The organism is Bacillus sp. FSL K6-0042 (genome assembly GCF_038006685.1).
Taxonomy (GTDB): Bacteria; Bacillota; Bacilli; order Bacillales; family Bacillaceae_G; genus Bacillus_A; species Bacillus_A pseudomycoides.
The window spans coordinates 428,104-448,975 of the sequence record NZ_JBBOVS010000001.1 but is presented as its reverse complement, the minus strand read 5'-3'; the positions used below and the strand labels follow the sequence as shown (position 1 = coordinate 448,975).

Below are 20,872 nucleotides of genomic sequence, written 5' to 3'. Positions count from 1 at the left end.
ACTTGTAAAAATCTTTTTTTGCATTTACCTACCTAAAATTGCTAATATAGTAGAGTAGAACTATTATAGAGAGAAGGAAAATTATGCACAATGGAATTCGAATGACAACCTTAGTAAAGAGAGCATTGTTTATTTGCGTCGGGGTATTATTTTTATACGAAGCAATGTACGGTCCAACTCATATTGCTCGGGCAAGTACGGAAGATGAAACAAAATCTGTTCAACTTGTAAGTGAAATTCAAACTGCTCTAGCTCCGAAAGAAGCCCCAAAACAATATAACGGGCAAGTTAGAAAAGTTGCTTACTTAACATTTGACGATGGTCCTGGAAAGTACACTGCTGAGCTATTAGAAATGTTGAAAAAAGAAGATGCGAAAGCTACATTTTTCCTAATTGGAGCAAACGTTAAAGCATTTCCAGATCTTGTGAAACAAGAATTAGCCGAAGGACATTATGTTGGTATGCACAGTATGACACATAACTACAAAAAGCTATATACTGAAGGACATTATGTGGATGAAATGAAAGAAGATCAAAGTTTAATTGCTGGGATTATCGGAAAATCCCCTATCTTAACACGTCCACCATATGGCTCAATGCCAGGATTGAATGAAGCGCTCCGCAATAAAGTTGCTGAAGGTGGTTTTAAAGTTTGGGACTGGACAATTGACTCTTTAGACTGGAAATATAATAAAGTGCCAGTAGATTCTGCCTCAGCGCAAATTGTACAAAATGTTCTTGCTGGTGCTACAAATCCAATCGAGGTCGTGTTAATGCATGATATTCACCCACAATCAGTAAAAGCTGTGCCTGGGATCATTAAAGGTCTAAAAGAAAAAGGTTATGAACTGGAAAGTTATCAAGAAGATGAACATTTCCCTTTAAACTTCTGGCATGATAAACGTATGTAATAAAAAAGACTTGATTTTCTTTATAGGAAAATCAAGTCTTTTTTTATTTTTATTTGTTTAGAAAATAGAAGTTATTAATTTTACAAGTATAGATACTAACTTTGCAAAATTAGATTGTTTCAATCATTTTCTACTAATATAGTATCTTGTATCTCCCATAAAATTAAGTCCAAATTATCGTTTCTGTAGTGTGCGATAATTGTACTCTTTTCATACATTCATTATACTTTATCAATACGGTATGTGAAATTACCACATGTCTCCAAAATAAAAAAGCCTCCTCACAAGGATATTTATCCTTATAAGGAGACTAACGTTGATTTATTTTATTACGTTTAACCTTCTTGCGTAGTTTTTACTTTCGTCTTATTTTTATCACGATGATTATAGTTATATTTCGAACGATCTACTGGTGTAAATCCTTCTGGTGTGTAGAATCGTAATAAATCTCCGTTTACAACTTCATCAGAGAATTTAAGTTTCTGTTGAACCATTTTTTCATTTTGTTTGATTTCATCCGTTACTTCTACTGGTTTTCCAGTGGTTGTGTCATAATACTTTCCATTAAGCGCAGTAACGGCCGGACTTACATAGTTACCATTACGGAAAGAAACAACTTGTTGATGCTCTGGTGATAATAAATCTGTACCAAATTGGATATAATTCTTTGTATCGGTACCTAGTAAATGTAACAGCGTTGGAAGAACATCGATTTCTCCGCCATATTGGTGTTGAACTCCGCCCTTCATTCCTGGAACATGAATGATTAAAGGTACACGTTGTAATTGTGCATTTTCAAATGAATTAATTTCTTTACCCATGATTTGTGACATCGCTGCATTATGATTATCTGAAATACCATAATGGTCTCCATACATTACAATGATCGAATTGTCATATAAACCAGATTGCTTCAAGTAATCCATAAAGCTTTTTACAGATTCATCTAAATAACGTGCTGTTTGGAAATACGTATCTACAGATGAATCACCAGTTTTTGCTGGTTCAATTGTCGCTTCATCCTTATTAATTGGATAAGGGAAGTGATTTGATAACGTAATAAACTTCGCATAGAACGGTTGTTTTAATGTTTGTAACATTGGAATAGACTCATTAAAGAATGGTTTATCTTTCAGACCATAGTTTACAACATCTTTTTCATTCATATCATAATATGATGCATCAAAGAATTTATTAAATCCAAATGATTTATAAATATCATCACGGTTCCAGAATGTTTTATAGTTACCATGGAACACCGCAGATGTATAGCCCTGCTGTCCTAAAATAGCTGGTGCTGCTTGATACGTATTATGAGCTTTGTTTGTAAATACAGACCCTTGTGGTAAACCGAATAGTGAGTTCTCTAACATAAACTCCGCATCAGATGTTTTACCTTGTCCTGTTTGATGGAAGAAGTTATCAAAATACAGTGTATTTGCATCATGTGTAAATGAATTTAAGAACGGTGTAACTTCTTGTCCGTTCAACTTGTAATTAATTAAAAAGTTTTGGAACGACTCTAAATGAATATAGATAACGTTCATACCTTTCCCCTTACCAAAATACTCTGGGTTAGGGCTTGCATAGTTCGATGTAATATAGTTTCTTACACCTGTCATGCTATCTCCATCCGCTAAAGCACGTTCTGTCGATGCTTTCATACTTTGGATGCCATCATAAATTGTATAGTTGTACGCACCTAAGTATTTCACAATGTAGTTGCGGTCAAACGTTCTTGTTAGTAATTCAGGACGATCAGATTCTGCTAAACCTAAGTTGATGCTAAAAATCAAAATTCCTGTAATAAATACAAGTGACAATTTATGTTTTGCAACACGAATTGGTTTTGGATCTGCAAACTTTGTTATTACCAACACAAGCAAGATAATTGTGTCTAAGAAATATAATGGATCATATAGATGTAATAACGCTAAAATACTACCACCTAAATCTCCAAAGTTATTCGTTTGTGTTAATGTCGGGAACGTAATAAAATCGCTGAAAAAGCGATAATATACTACGTTTGAGTATAAGATAACTGACAGTAACAAATTAATAATAATTAACCAAATATAAGATCGTTTCCCTTTTGCAAATAATGCAAGTCCTAAAAATAGGACAGCTGAGCTTAGCGGGTTAAAAAATAGCAAGAATTTTTGGATTGTGTTCGATATTCCTAAGTCGAATTCTGTAACATATGCTGCATATGTTTTTAACCAGAATAAAACAACTGCAAAAATAAAGAACCCAAAATGATTACTTAACACACGCTTGCTCTTTAATAATAATTGTTTCATCTCTCCACCTCTTTTAATCATCCAAGGCTTATTTTTTGATAAGTCCATCTCTATGTTTACTTCTTCATACAGCTCGTTCTTTTCTTAAACCATATGAAGAATATTAGTAATTATAAGTTGAAGTCTATATTTATTCAACTATTTCTTACCAAACATTTTTGACCTTGATATATATTTAATAAAATGCATTTGTAACATTTTTTATTTCTATCTAACTTTCTAAAAATCCGTCCGGTTACTAGGACAATCCCCACTATAAACTTTTATTCTTCACTTCGCAAACATTCTTATTTCCAGAATTACCAATTGAATTTGTTGCTGCTAATTTATTCATTCTGAGAAAATTTCTTCTTACTGCCTCCTTTATATGTAAAAAATTATAATTTACATACATAATTTTTTGTGATTAATTTCTATAAACAACATTTAATTCCATTATTTCTCCTGTTCATTTAACATTAGCTTTGTGGCACGAAAAAGAATATATTTAATCTGAACAGGCCGATTCCGTTTGGAAAGACATGTAATTTTTCATTATATGTAACTTCTTTTCAACATAGTTTCATGAATATTGACAAAATTGTACGCGTTTTTTATATATAAAATCATTTTAATTTTTCGATATATAAATCCCTGCTATGCAGAATAAAAAGTAACTTACACTCGTTTGCTCTTTCTGTTTTTACTTCGCATGTGGCAGAAAAAGGCCCTGACCGCTTCTATGCATGGCCAGATGCTCTCCCCCACCTAAAAAGAGGGGTTTTATGTCGGTTTTTTAATTGATGTACATATAGTAAAAAAACAAAACCCTCGCTCTATTCTAAGTGCGAGGGTTTTGTTTTACAGATTATTTTCCTTGATACATTGCATCTACTTGTTTTTGAAGTTCTACATTTTCTAAGAACTCATCGTATGTTGCTTCTTTATCGATTACACCGTTTGGCGTCACTTCGATAATACGGTTTGCAATTGTTTGTACGAACTGATGGTCGTGAGATGTAAATAGTAATGTTCCTTTAAATGCGATTAAGCCGTTGTTTAATGCTGTGATAGACTCAAGATCTAAGTGGTTCGTTGGATCATCAAGTGTTAATACGTTCGCTCCGCTTAACATCATTTTAGAAAGCATACAACGAACTTTTTCTCCACCTGACAATACAGAAACATTTTTCTTTACTTCTTCACCAGAGAATAGCATACGACCTAAGAAGCCACGCAAGAAACTTTCTGTTTCATCTTGTGGAGAGAACTGACGTAACCATTCAACTAAGTTATATTCACTGTTCTCGAAGTACTTAGAGTTATCTCTTGGGAAGTAAGCTTGAGATGTTGTAACGCCCCACTTAAATGAACCGCTATCTGGCTCCATTTCACCCATAAGAATTTTAAATAATGTTGTCATCGCAATATCATTACGTCCGATAAATGCAACTTTATCACCTTTAGATAATGTGAAGTACACATTATCTAACACTTTTTCCCCATCAATCGTTTTTGAAATACCTTCAACAGTTAATAAGTCATTTCCTACTTCACGCTCTGGTGTGAAGCCAACGAATGGATAACGGCGTGATGATGGTTTAATATCATCTAATGTAATTTTATCTAATAATTTTTTACGAGAAGTCGCTTGCTTCGCTTTAGACGCGTTTGAACTAAAGCGTGCAATGAAGTTTTGTAACTCTTTTACTTTCTCTTCTTTTTTCTTATTTGCATCTTGTGTTAGTTTTAATGCTAATTGGCTTGATTCATACCAGAAGTCATAGTTACCAACGTACAATTGAATTTTACCGAAATCAAGATCCGCCATGTGCGTACATACTTTATTTAAGAAGTGACGGTCATGGGATACAACGATAACTGTATTTTCAAAGTTCATTAAGAAGTTCTCTAACCATTGAATCGCTTTTAAGTCTAAGTGGTTGGTAGGCTCATCTAATAATAGAATGTCAGGTTGACCGAATAATGCTTGAGCAAGTAATACTTTTACTTTCTCTGCCCCTGTTAACTCTGACAATTTTTTGTCATGAACTTCTTCTCCAATGCCTAGACCTTTTAAAAGAATTGCAGCTTCAGATTCAGCTTCCCAACCGTTTAGCTCAGCAAACTCACCTTCAAGTTCTGCAGCACGCATACCGTCTTCATCACTGAAATCTTCTTTCATGTAAATTGCATTTTTTTCTTGCATTACTTTGTAAAGGCGTGTGTGACCCATAATTACTGTTTCTAATACAGGAAACTCTTCGTATTCGAAGTGGTTCTGTTTTAATACTGCTAAACGCTCACCTGGCGTGATGTTTACATCACCTGTTGATGGATCAATTTCTCCAGATAAAATCTTTAGAAATGTTGATTTACCAGCACCGTTTGCTCCGATTAAACCGTAGCAGTTACCTGGTGTGAATTTTATGTTAACATCATCAAATAATTTTCTGTCCGCAAAGCGCAATCCTACGTTACTAACTGTAATCATGTGTTTCCTCCAATTTCGATACTTTTATATACATACTTCACTTACTATAACATACTTAGGCATCCAAAGGTATATCTAATCATCTTTCTATTTCAACAAAATAAAAAGCACTTTTCAAATCGTGCTTTTCATTTGAAATTTTAAAAGAAATCATAAATAAATGGTCTATGTAATGGAATCAACTGTTCAAGTGTTTTTACTTCTTCCTCACTCCCTAAAATATGGTCCATTTCGTATAACTCTAATGGACGCTTATACCCAAATAACATTGTTGATAACGCATTTATATTTAAATGGATTCCGCTACTATTTTGTTTTTCGGTTTCTTCTTTATTAACAATTACTATTTCTTTATTCTGTAATTGAACCGTCACATTATTCCACGGGGCAAATGAATCTGAAATATGTAAAATGACATTATTTTGTTGATTACTCCAAACAAATGGATATTGATTTAAAAACTGCTCCACATCTACGATTCGAGCCATAAAATAAGGAGTAATTTCAGTCTTCACTCGAGGCTCTTGTAAAGTATAAAGTAATGGTTCAGTTTCACTTAGTATCATCTTAAGTTCTTTTATCATCGAATCATGCTGGCAAATAAAATTCCAAAGCCCAATTCTAGCCTCATGATTTAGCGGAACAAGTTCTTCTACTGTCATTTTTGAATCATTGATTTTGTAAAACATGTAACCAATAGCTTCATTTTCTTCATTATAATAAACAGCTACTGTTAAATCATGATAAAGTGCATGAATCCACCAATCTTTACTTCGAATTAGCATCCCAGCAAAACGTTTCGCAAATGTTGCATATACCGCTTCAATTTCACTTGGATGACAATCTTTATTAAACCGTTTTACATTTCCTTTCACCTGCTTTTGCATCACTAAATCATTCTTCGTCATGGAACAGATTAAACGGTTTGCGAATAGTTCCCATCCATACTTTCTGTAAAATGAAACTGCAAATGGATGTAACATTGATACACTAAATCCATCTTGTTTCATTTTTTGTAGCACATACTTCAGTAATTCTTTTACATGCCCACTCCGCCTATACTCTGGGTATGTCGCTACTCCTGCAATTCCTCCCATTTTAAACATTTCATCACCAATATTTATTTCTAATGGAAGAAGATGCAACTTGGCTGCAAGTTGATTTCCTTCCAAAATTCCAAACAGTTGATGGTGCTTTTTCATTAATGTAAGACGCCTTTCAATTTGATCTTCCGGTACCTTATATTGAAAGGCATATTCAGATAAAGCAATCGCTTCTCTATATTGTCGCTCTGCTAATTCAATTACTTTCATGACTTTCTCCTCCTATTCCCTTTATTACATTCGTACTCATACAGATAAAATCCTATCTAAAAAATTAGAAAGGTTGATGGAATATACATCAACCTTTCAATAATTATTATATCTCGATATAATACAAATCATCTTCCAAATACAGAGTTGCCATAAAGTAAAACTTTATGCTTTTTCCAATTCAGTTTGTAGTTTGCTCAGTTCCTTAAAAAATGTAGGGTACGAAACTCCAACAGCCTCCGCATCTCCGAGTACTGTTTTACCTTCTGCTATAGAGCCCGCAATCCCAAGCATCATACCGATTCGGTGGTCACCATGACTATTTACTTTATTGCCTTTTAACGAAGACTTACCGTAAATAATCATTCCATCATCCGTTGCTTCAATACGTGCTCCTAGTTTTGTTAATTCAGCTACAACTGTATCGATACGATTTGTTTCTTTTACTTTCAACTCATGTGCATCCTTGATAACTGTAATTCCTTCTGCTTGCGTTGCTGCAAGCGCAATGATTGGGATTTCATCGATCAGTCTTGGGATAATATCCCCTTCAATTTCAATCCCTTGAAGTGAAGATGTTTCAATCGTAATATTCGCAGCTGGTTCTGACGCATCCTTATTAATAGGCTGTATTTCTAACTTAGCACCCATTTTAGTAAGAACATCTATAATTCCTGTACGAGTCGGATTCATTCCAACATTTTGTAATACAAGTTTACTATTTGGAACAACCGCTCCCGCAACTAAGAAAAATGCCGCTGAAGAAACATCACCAGGCACCTGTATATCAGTCCCTATTAATTTTTTTCCACCAGCAATTTTCACAGTTTTATCTTCACGAGTTACCGTAACGCCAAACGCCTCAAGCATTCTTTCTGTATGGTCTCTTGAAATATGAGGTTCTGTAACAGTTGTTACACCTTCTGCAGTCAGTCCCGCAAGTAAAATAGCCGACTTCACTTGTGCGCTTGCTACAGGTGAAGTATAGTCGATTGCTTTTAAACTTCCACCTCGTATTGTAAGCGGAGTAAACGTCCCTTCTTCTCTACCATCAATTTTCACTCCCATAAGTCCAAGCGGATTCGTTACACGTTTCATTGGTCTCTTCCCAATTGATGAATCCCCTTGAATACAGGAATGAAAAGGTGTGTTCGCAAGTATCCCAGACATTAAGCGTATCGTTGTACCTGAATTGCCAACGTCTAAAACATTTTTAGGTTCTTGTAACCCTTCTAATCCTTTTCCAACGACAATCACTTCATCACCATTTTGCGAGATTTTTACTCCCATTTCTTTAAAACAAGAAATGGTACTTAAACAATCGGCACCAGATAGAAAACCTTTAATCGTTGTTTTCCCTTGCGCAATTGCTCCAAACATGACAGCACGGTGCGAGATAGATTTATCTCCGGGGATTCTAATCGTTCCCCGCAATCCACTTGTTACATTTTGTATCGTTTTCTCCTTCACGGTGTCATCCTCTCCTTATTACATTGTTTCATATGTTTGGTATTCTTCTTTTTGTAATACGATCACTGCTTTTAAGCGATCCTCTTCTCTTTGGAAGCTAATACGAAGCACACCAAGTAATCCTTCTCGCGCTTCTATAATTTGCAGATTTGTAATACTAATTTCTTCATGAGCTAAAATACTCGTAATATGAGCTAATGCCCCTACTTTATCTAAAACATCAACATATAAGTCATGATAAGCTGGAATCGCTCCGCTTTTACGAACTGGTAAAGAATCACGATATTCTTTCGCATTCGCAAAGTAGTTCTGCAACTCATCCGCATCGCCATTAGCAACTGTTTTGTGTAACTCTTTCATTTCCAACATCCACTCTTCTAGTAGCTGCAGTAAATGATTTCGATTTTGTTTGACAATATCACTCCACATTTTCGGACTACTTGATGCAATACGTGTAATATCCTTAAATCCACCTGCCGCAAGCTGATGAATTAATGGATTCTCCTCTGCATGCTTTTCAACTTGTTTCACCAGGCCCGCCGCAATTAAATGAGGAAAATGACTTACAATCCCTGTTACATAATCGTGTTCTTCCGTATTCAATACGAGAAAATGTGATCCTGTTCCTTTTAACAATTCTTTTAGTTGTTCCACTCGATCATTTGATACATGACTCATTGGTGTTAAAATGTAAAATGCATTTTCAAACAAGTGTGCTTTCGCACTTTCAACTCCCGTTTTGTGTGAACCTGCCATCGGATGTCCCCCAATAAAAGAGACCTCTTCTGGTAATAAAGACTCTGCTTCATTCATAATCGTTCCCTTTGTACTTCCTACATCTGTAACAATTACATCTTCACGTAAATCGTATGCCGCGAGCTTACGTAATAACTTTGTTGTTTCTTCAACTGGGGAAGCAAAAACAATTAATTCCGCCCCCTCACAAGCAGTTTGTAAATCTTCTGCAATTTCATCAATTACGTGAAGTTCTTTCGCGCGCTTCACTTGTTCGCTATGAATGTCATAACCTGTAATCATCACTTCATGTTCTCTTTTAATCGCTAGCGCGAGAGAACCACCAATTAATCCTGTACCAATTAATAAAACTTTTTTACACATTTGCCTCATCTCGAAACTCATTTTTTCTATTTATAAAGTGCTGTTTTAACACTGAAATCACTCCCTCATTCTGTTCGCTCGTTCCAATCGTAATCCGGACACCATTTGGAAACGGGCGAATAATAAAACCTGCGTGCGCACATCGTTCATATATTTCCCCAGCATCGTCTACTGGTAAAAAGATAAAGTTTGTTTGAGATGGATAAAACGAAATCTCATTCTCGTTACAAAAACTCTCATATCGCTCTAGTCCTTCTCGATTTACGCGAACTACTTCCTTTATAAATTCTTCATCATTACAAGCGATTGTTGCTGCTCTTTGCGCAGGTAAAGATACATTAAATGGCAAACGCACAACATTCAATTTCTCAATCAATTCTTCTTGTCCAATTGCATATCCAACGCGAAATGATGCTAAACCATACGCTTTAGAAAATGTTCGTAATATAAGAAGGTTTTTATGTTTTTTCAATAATGGTATTGTTTCTGGAAAATCTTTCGCTGTGACATATTCATAGTACGCTTCATCGATTACAATTAGCGCACTGTCATGCACACTATTTATAAATTCATTTAATTTTCGGTCATCAATATATGTGCCTGTTGGATTATTCGGATTACAAATCCAAATAATTTTTGTTTTTTCATCTATTGCTTCTGCAATTCCCTCTAAGTCGTATGAGCCATTTTGCAGTGGAACTTCTTTCACTTCACAGCCTTCAATAACTGCATGATGACGATACTGCGGGAAAGTTTCTCCTGCTGTTACTACATTATCTCCCTTACAAAGTACCGCACGGCTTATAATTTGAATGACTTCATCAAGTCCGCTTCCACATATAATTTGTTCCTTTTGAACTTGTAGTTTTTCTGCAATTGTTTGGCGAAGTTCTACAGCTCCTCCATCTGGATATAAGGCATGTTCATGCCATGCTTTTTGCAACTCTTCTATAACACGTGGTGAACAACCGAATGGATTTTCATTTGATGCTAATTTTACAAATGAATGATCCCCATATATCTCTTTCATTTGCTGCGCTGATTTACCTGGTTTATATGGCTGTAATGATGATAATTTCTCTTTTACCTTCATCTGGCATCCATCCTTTTTAAAATTCTTTTGCATATTTGTTATGCTGCGTAATATTTTGCTTGATTAATTCCATGCGGTCTTTTCCGAATTGTTCAACTAATGCATCCGCAAGCTCCCATGCAACAACAGCTTCTGCAACAACACTTGCAGCTGGTACTGCACAACTATCAGATCGTTCAATACTTGCTTGGAATGTTTCTTTCGTATCAATATCTACACTCACAAGTGGCTTATATAATGTAGGAATCGGCTTCATTACACCTCTTACTACAATTGGCATTCCTGTAGTCATACCACCTTCTAATCCACCTGCATGATTTGTTTTTCTTGTATAGCCTTTTTCTTCATCCCATAGGATTTCATCGTGTACTAAGCTTCCTGGCTGCCTTGCCGCCTCAAATCCAATCCCAATTTCAGCACCTTTAAAAGCATTAATACTCATAATTGCTCCCGCGAGTTTTGCATCTAATTTACGATCATAATGTACGTAGCTACCAACACCAATTGGCATCCCTTCCGCAATTACTTCTACAATTCCACCTATTGAATCCCCACTGTTTTTTGCAGTATCGATAGCATCCATCATCTTTTGCTCTACCTCTTTATCTAGGCAACGCACAGGTGAATTTTCTGTAATTGTTTGAATTTCTTCTATTAGTAATCGGCCTACACGATTTGCTTGTATCCCGCCAATCTCAAGAACATGTCCTGCAATTTGTACACCTAATTCTTTTAAAATTTGTTTTGCAACTGCACCAGCAGCTACTCTGACAGTTGTCTCCCTTGCAGAAGAACGTTCCAAAACATTTCGTATATCACGGTGACCATATTTAATTGCACCATTTAAATCTGCATGTCCTGGACGTGGTTTTGTAATTGTACGTTTCATTTCTTTATTTTCTTGCTCCGAAATAGGTTCAGCCCCCATTACTTTCGTCCAATGTTTGAAATCATCATTTTTTACGATTAATGTAATTGGTGAACCAAGCGTTATTCCGTGGCGCACACCACTTACAATCTCTACTGTATCCGTTTCAATTTGCATGCGTCTCCCGCGACCATGCCCTTTTTGTCTTCTTAATAATTCCTTATTAATATGTTCTGCTTGTAACGATAATCCTGCAGGTACACCTTCTAAAATAACAGTTAACTGCGGACCATGTGATTCTCCGGCTGTAATATATCTCATTTCTCTTACCCCTTTATTATTTTTTTGTACAAAAAAGTCCCTACTGAGCGCTCAGTAGGGACGATTAATATCGCGGTACCACCCTAATTGTAGACTATTTTTTGTCTACCTCTTATCATTGTTAACGATCTATGAGACCGTCTTTCCCTTCATAAAGATATGATCTTTACTACGAAAAAGATGCTCTAGGGCTGTAATTCATGCTTATCTTTGTACTGATTCTCAGCATCCATCAGCTCTCTATAAACAGGGAGATAAGCACTACTGTTTCCCTTTCAATGCATATTTAATATGAAATTAAGATAATTTATTTTTAAATCCCTTTAACTCTTCCATGAATTTATGGAACTCTGGAATATCCATTTGCTGTGCAGAATCAGATAATGCAACTGCTGGGTCTGGATGTACTTCTGCCATGACTGCATCTGCTCCAATTGCTAGTGCTGCTTTTGCAGTAGGTAATAATAAATCTCTGCGTCCCGTAGAATGCGTTACGTCCACAACAACAGGTAAATGTGTTTCTTTCTTTAAAATTGGTACTGCTGAAATATCTAACGTATTACGCGTTGCTCTTTCGTATGTGCGGATACCGCGCTCACATAGTATAATTTGATCATTTCCTTGTGCGATGATGTATTCAGCTGCATTAATGAATTCATCAATTGTCGCTGCTAAACCACGTTTTAATAATACAGGTTTATTTACTTTACCCACAGCTCTTAATAAATCGAAGTTTTGCATGTTTCGTGCCCCAACTTGAATGACATCAACGTACTCAAGAGCCATTTCTACATCGTTTGGATTTAAAATCTCACTGATAATCGCTAAATCGAATTCATCGGCTACTTGGCGTAAAATTTGTAAGCCTTCAACCCCTAATCCTTGGAAGTCGTATGGTGACGTTCTCGGTTTGAAAGCACCGCCGCGCATTAATTTTAATCCTTGTTCTTTCATCGCTTGCCCCACTTGGCGAACTTGCTCTAAACTTTCTACTGCACAAGGACCCATGATGAATGTTTGTGTTCCGTTTCCTAATAATTCACCTTTTACATCCACGATTGTATTTTCTTTTTTCTTTTTACGTGAAACAAGTAATGCTTTACGATTGTCGTCTTCTTGTAATTCCAAACTTGCTTTGAAAATTGTTTTGAAAATGTGTTGAACTGTTGAAGTTTCGAATGGTCCTTCATTATGTTCTGCGATCATATCAAGTACTTCACGCTCACGAACTGGATCAAAACGTTTCGTACCTTGCACTTGTTTTTGTTCCCCAATCTTTTGAACAACTTTACCTCGTTCATTCAACAATTCCAGTAACTGCAAATTAATTTTATCCACCTGTTTACGTAATTGTTCTAACTCATGATTTGCCATTTTAAAATCCTCCTTTTAATGTTTAAAACTATAATAAAGGAATGAAAATTCCCTATTTTCTGAATTGATATTTTACAAAAACTCATTATGGGATCGATACCGTCTTTCTGTGTACAAAAAATCCCTACTGATTTACTCAGTAGGGACGATATTTATCGCGGTACCACCCTAGTTGCAGACTTGTTTCGTCTACCTCTCTTCACTGTTAACGATCATTTGACCGTCTTTCCCTTCATAAAGATGATTATCTTTACTACGAAAAAGATGCTCCAGGACTGTAATTCGCACTTGTTTTTGTACTGGTTCACACCAACCACCAGCTCTCTGTTACAGGGAAACAACTACTACTCCTTTTCCTTTCAATGCATATAATATTCCATTTTCAAGTTGGGCCACAAAAATACAAAAAGTCCCTACTGATCCAATCAGTAGGGACGATATTTATCGCGGTACCACCCTAGTTGTAGACTTATTTCGTCTACCTCTCTTCACTGTTAACGATCATTTGACCGCCTTTCCTTCATAAAGAACATATATCTTTAATCCGAAAAAGATGCTCCAAGACTGTAATTCATGATTATCCCTGTACTGATTCACACCAACCATCAGCTCTCTGTTACAGTAAGATCCTCACTACTGTGATCTCTTCATCGCACTTTGTTTATTCAAATGTTTTTGAAATTGAATAAGTTATGATTCGTATTATAGAATGCTTTTTAAAATACTGTCAATACCTTTTTATTTTTTTTTTGAAATTCCACTTTTTACCCACTATTAATCTTGTAAATTTGTCATCACAAGTCCAATACGAATCATTTCGTTTTGAATAGATATTAGTAAATCATGCTCCACTTGATACTCTGTTAATAATTGTTTAATCTCGATGATTTCATTTTCAAAAAAATTCGCCTCATGCAAGTGTTGTAATAAAGAAAAAAACAACTCACCATAAGCCTCTACATGATCTTTCATGTTCTTTTTCTTTTCCAAAATAGCCAAAAATAGTTGTTTCATTTCCGCTTGATCGTAACGTTCTGATGGCGGCGAGAAACAAGTAAGAATTGTTTGTAATCCCTTTTCTGCAACTCCATCCATACATAATACAAAACGTAAAAACATGACATATTCCCTACCGGTTATAGAACTCATTTTTGGACGTTCACTCAAAAATCCAGCTAACCAAGCTTCCCAAAATTTTTGTTGTTCTCTCGCGCTTAATGTATTCACATAATAACATAAATGTTCCATAAACTTAATTTTTTCATTTTCCGTTTCCTGTATAAAAAGTGGATATAACCAATCTGCTCGTTGATCCCAATATAATACACATTTAATAAAGACAAAGCTGAGCCACTTTAAGAACACTTCTTTTGTATGTGGATGTAACAAATGTAAATGCTCGACTGCATATTTAATATATCGCTTTATCTCTGTAAATAACGGTAAATTTATTTGTGTATAGCAGAGTCCTGCCCATGCATATTTTATTGCTTTTTCTTGTTTTTTTAAATCGAGATAAGGTAACAGTTTTTTTCTACACCACTGTTTCTCAATATGATATAAAAATGTTACATCTGCTGTTAATCGTGCAAACATGAAATTGGTACTCTGCGAAAATGTTCTCATTTGTTCTTCAAATAAAAACAAGTATTCGTGAATATTCCGATCGTATAAGTGGTCATATGCTAGTAGCTTTAATAATACTGATGTCATCTTTCCAACAGGATGTTGAATAGACTCATTATAAAAGTCATGCTCCTCTATCTTGAAATTCAGATTACCTTTCATTACTTGAGGAAATAAAGAAAAGGCAAAGCGTTTCACCACACGTATACTATTCTCTTGGAATTCTTCTAATCGATTGCTGATTTCATAAAGAAAACTGCTAATTAACCAATGAAAAGATGTATTTCTTACAAATTGTTGCAAGAGTGGAATGATTTTTTGTATTTGTTGATTTGTAAACTTACGATTATTCCTCCATGCCCGAATACAGACAAACCATACTTCATTACTTACCTTACCTTCCCCTACTAATTGATACGCAAGCGAAATACTCCACTCTGTATCCAATTTACATGCCTTTGATAACATTTCTAAAAAATGACGTTGTTCAAAAATACCGTCATGAGAAAAAAGCCTAACTTGTTTCATCATTTCATGGTCTTTCAACTGCAATAATCCATCGGCCGTTACGTTGCATGTAATACTTTGTACAGCATCCTCTACTCGCTTTTCACCGTAACGTTCTGGGGAAAAATGAGGATGTTTTTGTTTCATTTTTTTATATGCTTGTACTGTACAATTACTATTTGGATCACATGTATAAAGTAAATCCATAATAAGGCAAGCATCAAAAGCCCTCTCATTAACAAGGTGTTTCATAACCTTTTGTAACACTTCTTGCTTTCTTTGTTCCGAAGTAAATGGATAATGCTTCTTTAAAAATTTAAATACTTCATGCCTATATGTAACATGTAAAAGCAACTTTTGTTCTAGTAGCCATTTGATTTTTTCATCGTCAGTTACAAATGAATTTTTACTCATCGCAGCTATTGCAATTCGTTTTTGTAATATACTATCTGTTTCTATCATTTGGGCGATATAGTAGTTTGCCTTTCTCTTATTATTTTCACATAAATAGGCGAGACATTCTTTTACAATACGAATTAAAAATGTAAAATCTTTTGGCTGTAAGTCATGCTCTGAAAATTCGACTGTATTATATGTCACACCGTCCTTTTTCTGCAGTGCAGTCTGCCTTAAAAATAACATTTGGATTTTTTCTAACCCTATGACCATAATTGGGTCGGCAAAATATGCGATATGCGGTTTCATTTTTTCATCCCAGATTCTTTGTACAAATGCAAATACAGGAACTGGTAAACGGCTTGTCTCCTCTAATTCAATTGAATCTTGCATATCGTGTTCCCATCTTCTGACACGCTTTAATTTAATTTTCCCATCCAAAATAAACGCCAACAATAAGACGAAAATTTCTTTATGATCAGGAAAGGAACATTTATGTAACAAATATGAAACCAATTCTATAGAGCTACTATTTTTTTCTGCTGTTTCCAGTAAGAGCAATGTCCATTTTGCGAATAATAGCGGTTCAATTTGCTCTTTTGTTTCGTTTAAATACGTACAAATCGTTCGCCATAACAAAGGAGAAATTTTTGAGTGATTTTTATAAATAAGCTGAAATAATTCTTTTTGGTGGCTAAAAAGAAATTGTTTGACGAGCCACTCGGCCAACAATTCATCCTCTTCACTATGAATAGTGGAAAGCAAAAATAAATTTTGGATTTTGCCTTCTGCCTCTAACCATTCTACCCATCCATAATCGCGAGCAAACTCTATAAAATACCGGAGTGTTTCAATTTTTTTTACTGATTGCTTTATATATGATAATTGCTCTTGTTCAACTGATGGTGGAACTGTCACGATATCACGAATTCGCATTCTTTTTGTAATATAATTATCTCCCATTAATTCAGCCCAGCGCTTCACCGCTTGAACAAGTGCCTGATGATTGTTCGCCTTATTTGGATAAACAATGGGCCTTACTCCCAAATGCTCCCAGTGATATGTATTATCTCCTTGTGCAACAAATGCATAACGTTTTGTACTCGGTGGTAAACCTGTTGCTAAATATTTCATGACAGGATCATTATGACTATATCCGATGAATAACACCGTATAATTTGAAAATAAATCAACTAAAAATCTTCTTGCCCAACCCTCTGTTAAGTAAGCCCTTCCAAAATCGCCATCCGTTAATATTAAATTTTCTTTTTCCTGTTCTACATTGCCGTGTATATATGCTAAACCTTTAAACGCTCTACCTGTTGGAAGTGCAGGTGCGTAATATATATTGATATCTCGATTCATTTCCCGAATTACACTTGTAAAATGCTGATCAAAATTTGTAGTAACGATGCGAACATCAATATCATCTGAAAAAAGCCGTGGAATGGCATAGTGTAATGGATTCGGTTTTGAATTTTTCACATCAACAAGATCTTGTGCAACTTGATGTACATCTTTCGTCTTCGCAACTTTTCCAAGATAATAATCATGCGGTTCTGTATTTTCACGCTTTTCAACATATAAAGCTTCCGCAATTTCATCAACTAAATCATCGAAATTTGGTAAGTTTGATTTCCCTTTCATAGAAACTCCTGCTCCGACAAATAATACAAGCCTTCCTTGTTCAAGATTATCAAATAGTTCATCTGGAATTTCTACTTCTGAAGTAATCCACATTTGGATCCCCCTTACCTAAAAATGTCATACACTCTCATTTTACTATAACATTTTTCGCTTATTTTTTTAATATTTTGACAAGATGTTTAACATGAAAAATTTTATTTACAATCATGTACATACATAAGAAATGTATGAACTTCTCGCTTTATACCAAAACTATGTAAAAAACGGGAGGTGTGCAATGTGAGTAATTTTACAATTGTGCTAATCAAATTTATATCGTGTATCATCGCGTTTGCTATCGGACTTGATTTATTTTTCGATGCAACAATTGTTGATGTTATATCCTTTAGCCTGTTTGTAACAATCGTTTCTTATATGTTTGTTGATAAAATCCTTTTGAATCGTATTGGAAATTCCGCCGCTATTATGGCTGACTTTTTGTTAACATATTTAAGTGTGTGGATTTTCGGTAATATTTTATTGGACAATTATATGCAGATCGCATGGGGTAGTATTCTATCCGCTATTGTCTTTACATTATCTGAAGTATTTGTGCATCGTTTTTCTCATACGCATGAACGACATAACAATGAACGAATTAATATGAATGGCCGATTCGCGTATGGAACTGAATTTGCTGAAGAACAAAACATCTTAGATAAAGATAAAAATAAGAAAAAATAAAAAAAAGGATGTCACAATCTAAATGACATCCTTCTTTTTAAAAATTTTACAATTATCAAATGATTGATCTCGCAATTCTAAATCCGATATCATCTATATAAAAATTAGGCATACTCTTGCGGCGACAAGTAGCTCCACATCCACGTTCTTCTTCTGCCCAACTTCCTCCGCGAATTATTCTGTAAGTACCGAAGGTCTCTGCATCGTATAAGTCCCAGCACCACTCCCAAACATTCCCAACCATATCATGCAAGCCCCATTCATTAGGCTTTTTCTCACCAACTTCGTGCACTCGTTTGTTAGAATTATCTTTATACCAAGCAATTTCATCAATTTCACCATACCGATATCCTTTTGATTTCGCCTTACATGCATATTGCCATTCAGCATCTGTAGGTAAACGAAAACCATTCGTACTATAATTGCAAACAACTGCTTTACTTTCATTATCAAAATCATAAAACTTGTCATAACCTAGCGCATCAGACAGTAAATTACAAAAATTAACTGCATCTATCCATGAAACATTAACAACTGGTTTTTGAGCCTCAGCTGTTATTAAAGATTTCTTTCCCATAATAATCGCATAAAGTTCTTCTGTCACCGTATATTTGGCAAGATAAAATGGGTTTATTTCAACATTCCAAATAACTTCCTTTAAATTTTTTCTACTACCCGGCATTCCAAATTTATAGTTTGAACTAATCCATTTTTGTTCGTTTCGAAAATCTCGTAGGCTGATTTCTCCTTCAGGAATACCCACCATTAAATCTTTTAAGTAATCATTTAGGTTAACTATCATTGTCCTCTCCTAGTCTTGAATTAATGTTTTAAACACTTCTTTCAAGGTGTATTATGACATTGTATTCTGATTCATACCTAATAGACATGTTTACCTGTTGAGATAGTATACTGCCCCTCCTTATCCATAACATTATATTATTCTAGACTTATTGAATTAACTCCTCTTACTAAACCTTAATCAATAAGTTTCTCAAACCACATAAGTAAATGTATTCAAATCCGTCTCGTTTTCATACATTCGTATTAATTCTTTCTAAAAAAATACTACTATTGCCGGATGTTATAACAACTTTACTTTAGTAATCTATAGATACCGAACCAACATAGGAGGAATACATATGTCTAAAGGCTATAATTCCAAAGAACATCAGCAAGAAGAAATAAATGCAATCCAGCAAACGATTACCGAAATAGAAATTGCATTTAATGCACATGATGCAGACGAATTAGATCGCCACTTCACTTTGAATGCCACATGGGTCAATGCGCTTGGCAAGCGGCTATCAGGTTGGAAGCAAATCAATGAGACACACAAAGTTCTTTTACCAGGACCTCTTCGGGACTCATACGCTTGTTATACAGTTGAAAGTATTAACTTTATTCGTTCTGATGTAGCTATCGCACATATTAGACAATACCCAACAACCTCTGAAGGAAAAATAATAGAAGATGAGCAAGGAAGCCTTGCTGTTTATGTGATGGTTAAAGAAAAAGAATCGTGGAAAATTACTGCTGGGCAAAATACGCTTGTTCAATAGCTCTTCCCATATCCCCTATTTAAACTGGAGGTTTCAACTTATGTCTCAAGTAACTCTGAAAAAAATAACTTCTGACAACTGGCGAGAGGCTCTCACGCTTTCTGTAAATATTGAACAACAAAAGTTTGTTTCTGAAGTTACACCACCTGTTGCTATTGCACTTGCTAAAGCATATATTAGGCCGGATGATAGAATGATTGAACCTTTTGGAATTTATCATAACGAGAAAATGGTTGGTTTCTTTAATCTACATTACGAACTAGATCGTCAAAAGGACTTTTGGCTGTTTCATTTTTTTATCGACAAAGGACATCAAAGAAAAGGATTTGGAGCCGCGGCAATAAACGAATTAATTAACCATTTAAAAATCGTTCATCCATCTTGCCATCGCATTCGCTTAACTGTGCATCCTGAAAATGATTCGGGTCAAAAATTCTATTCTAATCAGGGGTTTACCGATGATGAAATTCTCACATACGGTGAACTAACCTATTCCTTGTATCTTTAGAATTTTTTTAGCATGATAACGAACAAAGGGTGCCATGAAAAGCTCTAAAGACACTCTTTGTTCGCGTGAAGCACTATAGGTTATATCGGACTATCTTTTAATCTCAAATACCAATATATTGCAACTTCATCATTTTGCTCATTTATCCCTTTATATACAAGAAAATCAAAGCCTCCTATAACAAAGCCACAACTTTCATAAAACTTGCACGCTTTAACGTTATTGTTCTGTGTCTCCAGCATGATTCCTGGCATTTCACAAACTTGTGCCCAATCCTTTGCCCGCTCAATTAATTTCCTACCAACTCCAAGCTGTCTAAACTGCTTATCTACTTTTATATCTTCCACGTAAGCAAAACCATTCCAGTTTCTCTTTACTATAATCATTCCAATTATTTGGTGATTCATAAACGCCAAATAATTTATCTTATCTGGATTATTAACATATTCACTATAATCTAAATCATTCTCTTGATCCTCTTTATATATATCTTCTGAATAATTTTTCTCATAGCTTGGTATTTCCCGTACTGTGTATTCTATTCGTTGATTCTTCGCTCCTAATGAAAGAACTAACTTAGAATCAACCGTAAAACTGTCATCAATTTCAGGAAATTCATTCAAATCCTCTAATTCTAGTTTCCTAATTATAATGTCCATCC

Annotated in this window: 15 protein-coding genes and 3 other annotated features; of the genes, 4 read left to right on the top strand and 11 right to left on the bottom strand. The window is 35.0% G+C overall.

Features of this window, described 5'->3' with window-relative positions; translation table 11 throughout:
• Nucleotides 1-83 precede the first annotated feature (83 nt).
• Nucleotides 84-911 carry a peptidoglycan-N-acetylglucosamine deacetylase gene (locus tag MHH45_RS02350; RefSeq protein ID WP_016115211.1) on the top strand — a complete coding sequence of 276 codons (828 nt, stop codon included), beginning with the start codon at nucleotides 84-86 and terminating at the stop codon, nucleotides 909-911.
• Nucleotides 912-1,246: 335 nt separating this feature from the next.
• On the opposite strand, the gene MHH45_RS02345 is transcribed toward MHH45_RS02350, so the two are convergent.
• The 9 genes from MHH45_RS02345 to MHH45_RS02305 all read right to left on the bottom strand — a co-directional run bounded on the left by MHH45_RS02345 (nucleotide 1,247) and on the right by MHH45_RS02305 (nucleotide 17,511).
• A complete protein-coding gene (locus MHH45_RS02345) occupies nucleotides 1,247-3,211 on the bottom strand; it encodes an LTA synthase family protein (protein WP_016115212.1) in 1,965 nt (654 codons plus the stop codon).
• 847 nt (nucleotides 3,212-4,058) lie between these two features.
• Nucleotides 4,059-5,684: an ABC-F family ATP-binding cassette domain-containing protein gene (locus MHH45_RS02340; RefSeq protein WP_016115213.1), complete on the bottom strand. Its 1,626-nt coding sequence runs from the start codon at nucleotides 5,682-5,684 to the stop codon at nucleotides 4,059-4,061.
• A 140-nt stretch (nucleotides 5,685-5,824) separates the two neighbouring features.
• Entirely contained in the window at nucleotides 5,825-6,997 is a 1,173-nt protein-coding gene (locus MHH45_RS02335) for a GNAT family N-acetyltransferase (RefSeq protein WP_016115214.1), read from the bottom strand.
• A 165-nt stretch (nucleotides 6,998-7,162) separates the two neighbouring features.
• Nucleotides 7,163-8,467 carry a 3-phosphoshikimate 1-carboxyvinyltransferase gene (gene aroA / locus MHH45_RS02330; RefSeq protein ID WP_088094132.1) on the bottom strand — a complete coding sequence of 435 codons (1,305 nt, stop codon included), beginning with the start codon at nucleotides 8,465-8,467 and terminating at the stop codon, nucleotides 7,163-7,165.
• 18 nt (nucleotides 8,468-8,485) lie between these two features.
• On the bottom strand, nucleotides 8,486-9,586 hold the full coding sequence (gene tyrA, locus MHH45_RS02325; RefSeq protein WP_088094133.1) for a prephenate dehydrogenase: 1,101 nt from the start codon (nucleotides 9,584-9,586) through the stop codon (nucleotides 8,486-8,488).
• Entirely contained in the window at nucleotides 9,579-10,679 is a 1,101-nt protein-coding gene (gene hisC / locus MHH45_RS02320; RefSeq protein ID WP_016115217.1) for a histidinol-phosphate transaminase, read from the bottom strand. The genes tyrA and hisC overlap by 8 nt, the downstream gene beginning before the upstream one ends.
• Before the next feature lie 16 nt (nucleotides 10,680-10,695).
• Entirely contained in the window at nucleotides 10,696-11,868 is a 1,173-nt protein-coding gene (gene aroC, locus MHH45_RS02315; RefSeq protein ID WP_088094134.1) for a chorismate synthase, read from the bottom strand.
• A 53-nt stretch (nucleotides 11,869-11,921) separates the two neighbouring features.
• Nucleotides 11,922-12,156 (bottom strand) — a binding site (T-box leader).
• Between the two features lie 9 nt (nucleotides 12,157-12,165).
• Complete coding sequence (locus tag MHH45_RS02310; RefSeq protein WP_016115219.1) at nucleotides 12,166-13,242, bottom strand: bifunctional 3-deoxy-7-phosphoheptulonate synthase/chorismate mutase; 1,077 nt, start codon at nucleotides 13,240-13,242, stop codon at nucleotides 12,166-12,168.
• A 138-nt stretch (nucleotides 13,243-13,380) separates the two neighbouring features.
• Nucleotides 13,381-13,614: a binding site (T-box leader), on the bottom strand.
• 55 nt (nucleotides 13,615-13,669) lie between these two features.
• Nucleotides 13,670-13,902 (bottom strand) — a binding site (T-box leader).
• A 114-nt stretch (nucleotides 13,903-14,016) separates the two neighbouring features.
• The gene (locus MHH45_RS02305; RefSeq protein ID WP_016115220.1) at nucleotides 14,017-17,511 is read right to left on the bottom strand and encodes a DUF4020 domain-containing protein; all 3,495 of its coding nucleotides are present in this window, start codon (nucleotides 17,509-17,511) and stop codon (nucleotides 14,017-14,019) included.
• Between the two features lie 186 nt (nucleotides 17,512-17,697).
• On the opposite strand from MHH45_RS02305, the gene MHH45_RS02300 reads away from it, so the two are divergent.
• Entirely contained in the window at nucleotides 17,698-18,141 is a 444-nt protein-coding gene (locus MHH45_RS02300; RefSeq protein WP_016131515.1) for a YndM family protein, read from the top strand.
• A 55-nt stretch (nucleotides 18,142-18,196) separates the two neighbouring features.
• On the opposite strand, the gene MHH45_RS02295 is transcribed toward MHH45_RS02300, so the two are convergent.
• Nucleotides 18,197-18,943 carry a formylglycine-generating enzyme family protein gene (locus tag MHH45_RS02295; protein ID WP_016132940.1) on the bottom strand — a complete coding sequence of 249 codons (747 nt, stop codon included), beginning with the start codon at nucleotides 18,941-18,943 and terminating at the stop codon, nucleotides 18,197-18,199.
• A 340-nt stretch (nucleotides 18,944-19,283) separates the two neighbouring features.
• Between MHH45_RS02295 and MHH45_RS02290 the strand changes: the two genes are divergently transcribed.
• Nucleotides 19,284-19,703 (top strand): SgcJ/EcaC family oxidoreductase, encoded by a 420-nt coding sequence (locus tag MHH45_RS02290; protein ID WP_088094135.1) that lies wholly within the window; start codon nucleotides 19,284-19,286, stop codon nucleotides 19,701-19,703.
• A 40-nt stretch (nucleotides 19,704-19,743) separates the two neighbouring features.
• Nucleotides 19,744-20,211 carry a GNAT family N-acetyltransferase gene (locus tag MHH45_RS02285; RefSeq protein ID WP_077294100.1) on the top strand — a complete coding sequence of 156 codons (468 nt, stop codon included), beginning with the start codon at nucleotides 19,744-19,746 and terminating at the stop codon, nucleotides 20,209-20,211.
• 80 nt (nucleotides 20,212-20,291) lie between these two features.
• Here MHH45_RS02285 and MHH45_RS02280 read toward each other — a convergent pair whose 3' ends face one another.
• Nucleotides 20,292-20,870: a GNAT family N-acetyltransferase gene (locus MHH45_RS02280; protein ID WP_016132941.1), complete on the bottom strand. Its 579-nt coding sequence runs from the start codon at nucleotides 20,868-20,870 to the stop codon at nucleotides 20,292-20,294.
• Nucleotides 20,871-20,872 lie beyond the last annotated feature (2 nt).